4 protein-coding genes are annotated in these 4,673 nt (G+C 43.3%); 2 read left to right on the top strand and 2 right to left on the bottom strand.

The genetic code is table 11. The features are described 5' to 3' along the window. Nucleotides 1–116: 116 nt before the first annotated feature. Complete coding sequence (locus N4310_RS07635; RefSeq protein ID WP_262092706.1) at nucleotides 117–1,286, bottom strand: hypothetical protein; 1,170 nt, start codon at nucleotides 1,284–1,286, stop codon at nucleotides 117–119. 209 nt (nucleotides 1,287–1,495) lie between these two features. Between N4310_RS07635 and N4310_RS07640 the strand changes: the two genes are divergently transcribed. Beyond that, the gene (locus tag N4310_RS07640; RefSeq protein WP_160333377.1) at nucleotides 1,496–1,948 is read left to right on the top strand and encodes a universal stress protein; all 453 of its coding nucleotides are present in this window, start codon (nucleotides 1,496–1,498) and stop codon (nucleotides 1,946–1,948) included. Nucleotides 1,949–2,094: 146 nt separating this feature from the next. On the opposite strand, the gene N4310_RS07645 is transcribed toward N4310_RS07640, so the two are convergent. Beyond that, nucleotides 2,095–3,498 carry a Cof-type HAD-IIB family hydrolase gene (locus N4310_RS07645; RefSeq protein ID WP_262092707.1) on the bottom strand — a complete coding sequence of 468 codons (1,404 nt, stop codon included), beginning with the start codon at nucleotides 3,496–3,498 and terminating at the stop codon, nucleotides 2,095–2,097. 96 nt (nucleotides 3,499–3,594) lie between these two features. Between N4310_RS07645 and N4310_RS07650 the strand changes: the two genes are divergently transcribed. Next, nucleotides 3,595–4,554 carry an asparaginase gene (locus N4310_RS07650; protein WP_262092708.1) on the top strand — a complete coding sequence of 320 codons (960 nt, stop codon included), beginning with the start codon at nucleotides 3,595–3,597 and terminating at the stop codon, nucleotides 4,552–4,554. Nucleotides 4,555–4,673 lie beyond the last annotated feature (119 nt).

The raw sequence follows: 4,673 nt of genomic DNA on the forward strand, positions 1-4,673 counted from the left end.
CAAAAATCAGAATTCTCCCGATAATCGGGATAGAAAAGTAGGAAATACAGGGACTCTTGCTGGAAATTAGAGGGCAAACGTCCCTTCTTTTTTATATGACGGAATACTTCTGGTTTTTAGAAGTGCCCTTCAGAAAGTTTCGATTTTTTACTAATAAGAGTTGCTGCATTCTCTGTCGCATCACGAATCCCGAAGTCTGCCAATTGTAAAATTGTGTCATGGCTTAATTTTTTATTTCGAGCCATTTCATCGGTTCGAGCTTTAGCCCATTTCAAAGCCTCTGAAGTTACTGGTGGTACTGGAATATCAATTCCGTTAATGTTTCGCAGTTCTTTAAGATATTCCGAAATATATTGAGAAACCTTCTCATAATCAACTTCTTTATCCGAGTATTCTTCTGCATTTTTTAATACAATAACCTCTGTGGCTTCCCCATCAAATTCAAGATTTTCATTTGCACTCACATAGTACTTCTTCCCATCCTTAATATAGTACGGGTCTTTTGGTTGAGAATAGGCATCAAAATCTTTCACTTTATTTTCAGCAACGACATGCTGAACCAATTCAGTTGTATATTCAGGTCCAGCTTCTTTTACTGCTTTTTCCAATTCTTCTTTCTTTTTCTTTGAATTCAAATAAAATAGCGACTTCTCTTTTTCTAGCGCGTCAAGCTTTTTATTTAGTTCAACTAAATCTTGATTCTTTTGTTTTAAAGTAGACTCTAGTTGACTCACTTCTTTTTGAGCAGTTATGACACTGTTTGCATCAAAAGTTGCTTCCGCCAACTGAACTTTAGCCTCAGTTTCTCGTACCTCAACTAATTTTGACTCAACATCTTTTTGGGCAGCTTGAAGAATGGGCTCGTATTCATGAACCTTCTGCTCTGCATCCTTTAATTGATTTTTGGCACTCTCTAAAGATTTATCATTTACTAGTGCTATTTCAATCTCTTTAATTTTATCTGTTGCCGTAGCTATTTTTTCTGGCGTGATATCTTCGAGCTTTTTAGCAGCATTTTCTAATTGTTCCAAACCGGTAGCCAATTCATTTTCAGCTATTGAAACGTTTTCTTTATCTTCAGAAATCTTTAATTCTTGCTCTTGGATAGTCTTATTCAATTCATTAATGTTTTCTTGCTCAACCATCAACGCGTCAGACTGACAACTACAATCAACACTTTTAACATCCTTATCTTCCACAACTGCGTTAGCAATCTCATCAGCTGCTACGCTTAAACCAGTTGCTGCAACTGTTGCAACTGCACCTGCTATCAGTATTTTCTTCATAAATTATTCTCCGTATTTCAAGTATATAAACTAACAAGACAGATTCTAATCTGTCATTTTCCATTATATATATATATAATGTCAAGTATCCTTTTAATTTGTCACAAAAATGTAATAATCAACTTCCGATTTTTATAAAATTTCCCTATAATATTGCATTACCCGATGAAAAGGGTTACAATAGAAGTAACTAAAAGGAGGGTAAGCTTATGACTCAACATTATCAACACATCATGGTTGCTTTAGATGGTTCTAAATCTGCTGAATTGGCCTTGCACAAGGCTATCCATGTGGCCCTGCGCAACCAGGCTCAGCTCTTTCTGGTTCACGTCGTTGATACACGCGCGATTCAAAGTGTAACCCCTTTCGATTCCGATGTTTATAAGCAACTCAAAATCGAAGCTCAGAAAATGCTCGAGGAATATGTCCAACAGGCTCAGGCTGCCGGTTTAACAGAAGTCCATCAAGTGATTGAATTTGGCAATCCTAAAACACTCTTGGCAACCGACATTCCCGAAGAGCACAAGATCGATTTGATTATGGTTGGGGCAACAGGTCTCAACGCCTTCGAGCGCCTCTTGGTTGGTTCTTCATCTGAGTACATCCTGCGCCACGCCAAGGTCGATTTCCTTGTCGTGCGTGAGCAAGAAGATCTCTTTTAGGACACTCAGCGAGTCAGGAATTGACTCACTGAGCTTTAAAATAGACAAGCACGAAATAATCTTGTAAATACTCAAACAGCGTCCGATGTTCGTAAACTCAGTTAGTGCCTGTGTCAGAGTCAGTTCACAAACCATAACATAAGAGGCTAGGATTTTTTCCCAGCCTCTTTTTTACTATGGTGTTTGTGGTAGGCCCTTTTTTGGCGTTCCAATTCCTTCTTAATGCCAGGCTCAGGAGCATATTTTTCTTCCCAATCCTCTGGTTTCAAAATTTTATGGGTTTGACTGTCAAAGTGGGCTTTGCCGTCTGGAAAAATTTTGCCCATGTTAGCCTGGTGAACCAGGTCAAAGATCGGAGCTGGGTCCACTCCCATGAGTACAAAATGACCATAAGTGAAATAGAGGAGATCCGCCAGAGCATCTGTCTGCTTGACTAAATCCACTTGTGGTTCTCCTGCTTTAGAACTGACCTTCTCCTTGGCCTTGTCAATAGCTTGGTGGAGTTGGCTAATGGTTGCTTCAAACTCGGCGGGAGAAGCACTGGCTGCATGGACAAATTCTACTAGTTCCTCAATCGTAAAGGCCGCCCGATAGCCCGCATCCTGGCAGACCCAAGGACGTGGATCTTCTTGCGTCCGCTGATCCATCAAACCATGGAACTGCTTGACCTTATTGAAACTAGTATCCTGACTGACAAAAATCGGCTCCTGGCCTAGAAAACCGAAATAGGACAAGGCCTCATGAATCCCATCTTCGGTGTTGGAACTGGTTGTGTGCTGGGCGACTTTCTTAATCCGACTAGAGCCATTGCCCATGGCAATCGACAAGCCAACTCCAGACAACATTTCAAAATCATTATCCGAATCGCCAAAGGCCATAACTTGATCCAGGTCAAAACCAAACTCCTGGCCCAAAAGTCGAATCCCCTCCAATTTGGACATTCCCTGGCTAATAATATCTGATGCATAGGGACTTGAGCGGGTAAATTTCAAGTGTGGAAACTGTTGGGCAACTTCCGTGCCCTCCTTACTGGTTGCCAGCATTAGAATTTGGTAAATAGGCTCTTTGGCCAAAGCTTCCAACTCCTGGTAATCCTGAGGGACAAAACGACTCACAACCTTATTAAAAGACTGGGTGACCAGACTGGATAACTTAGGCGGAATCAAACGATGGAGGCCCTGAGTTAGAGAGGACATGCCAAAAGACATAATCCGCGATCCCAACATACCATCCGCACGCCCCAGTGCAATCTCCTTGCCATGTTTTTTAGCATAGGCCAGAACTTCTGCAACTTCTTGGTTAGAAAGGGTTTGGGCGTAGAGCAAGCCACTGGGGCTGAAAATATACTGGCCATTATAGGTCACAGCAAAATCCAACTCCAGTTCCTCCATAAATTTCTGCACAAAGAAAGGTCCCCGACCAGTCGCCAGTCCCACCAGGATACCTTGTTTCTTCAGCGATGCAATTGCCTGTTTGGTCGACTTGAGGACTTGGCGGCTATCATTGACCAAGGTCCCATCGATATCAAAAAAAACTGCTTTTATGTCCATTCTAGCCCTCTTTATCCATCCTTTCCTTCCTTTTATTTTATCATAATCGGGCCTCTAGTATGATAAAATGAAAATAAAAAAGATATGAGGTGCGTTATGAAACGAATCTTGGCTCTTCACACAGGAGGAACCATTTCCATGCAGGCCGATGACCAGGGACGGGTTACGACCAATGAACAAAATCCCATGGTCCAGATCCAAGCAGGATCTGAAAATGTCCAATTGATTTCAGTAGATCTGTTAAATCTGCCTAGCCCTCAGATGACCCCCAGCCACATGCTCCAGCTTTTCCAGGCCATCAAGGATTATGCACATCAAGTGGATGGGGTGGTCATCACTCACGGTACGGACACCCTCGAAGAAACAGCCTATTTTCTGGACACCATGAGCTTGCCGCAAATCCCCGTGGTGATTACCGGTGCCATGCGCTCTTCAAACGAACTCGGTAGTGATGGCATCTATAATTTCCAGGCAGCTATCCGTGTTGCCACAGACGACCAAGCCCAAGATAAGGGCGTTTTAGTTGTCATGAACGATGAAATCCATGCGGCTAAGTATGTCACCAAAACCCACACCACCAACGTCTCCACCTTCCAAACCCCAACCCACGGTCCACTAGGCCTAATCATGAAAAAGGAAATCGTCTACTTCAAACAGGCCCAAGAACGAGTCCGCTTTGATCTCCAACAAATCGAAGGCCAAGTAGCCATCCTCCCCGTCTACACCGGTATGGACGGCGAGCTCCTCAAAAGCATCCAAACATCCCAACTAGACGGACTCATCATCGAAGCCTTCGGTGCCGGCAATGTCCCCCCACTGGTCGCAGACCAGCTCGCAAATCTAGTACAAGCGGGTCTCCCCATCGCCCTCGTTTCCCGCTGCTTCAATGGCATCGCCGAACCCGTCTATGCCTATCCCGGAGGCGGCCAAGACCTAGCCAACAAGGGCATTGCCTTTATTAAAGAACTCAACGCCCCTAAAGCCCGCCTCAAACTCCTCATCGCCCTCAACGCCGGACTACAGGGAGAGGAATTGAAGGAATACTTGGAGGGGTAACTACTCTTTATCTCGATTAACAAACAGACAAAAATCATTGCTATTTTATACTCATTGAAATTCAAAATCTGAAAAAAGCCATTCTCTATGGACAATAGATTTTAGATCAGACCAATGCA

This window comes from Streptococcus danieliae, from assembly GCF_025447695.1.
Lineage (GTDB): Bacteria > Bacillota > Bacilli > Lactobacillales > Streptococcaceae > Streptococcus > Streptococcus danieliae.

Coding starts and splice junctions, on each gene's coding strand:
- N4310_RS07645 (WP_262092707.1), bottom strand. CDS start 3,498: ATGGACATAAAAGCAGTTTTTTTTGATATCGATGGGACCTTGGTCAAT.
- N4310_RS07640 (WP_160333377.1), top strand. CDS start 1,496: ATGACTCAACATTATCAACACATCATGGTTGCTTTAGATGGTTCTAAA.
- N4310_RS07650 (WP_262092708.1), top strand. CDS start 3,595: ATGAAACGAATCTTGGCTCTTCACACAGGAGGAACCATTTCCATGCAG.
- N4310_RS07635 (WP_262092706.1), bottom strand. CDS start 1,286: ATGAAGAAAATACTGATAGCAGGTGCAGTTGCAACAGTTGCAGCAACT.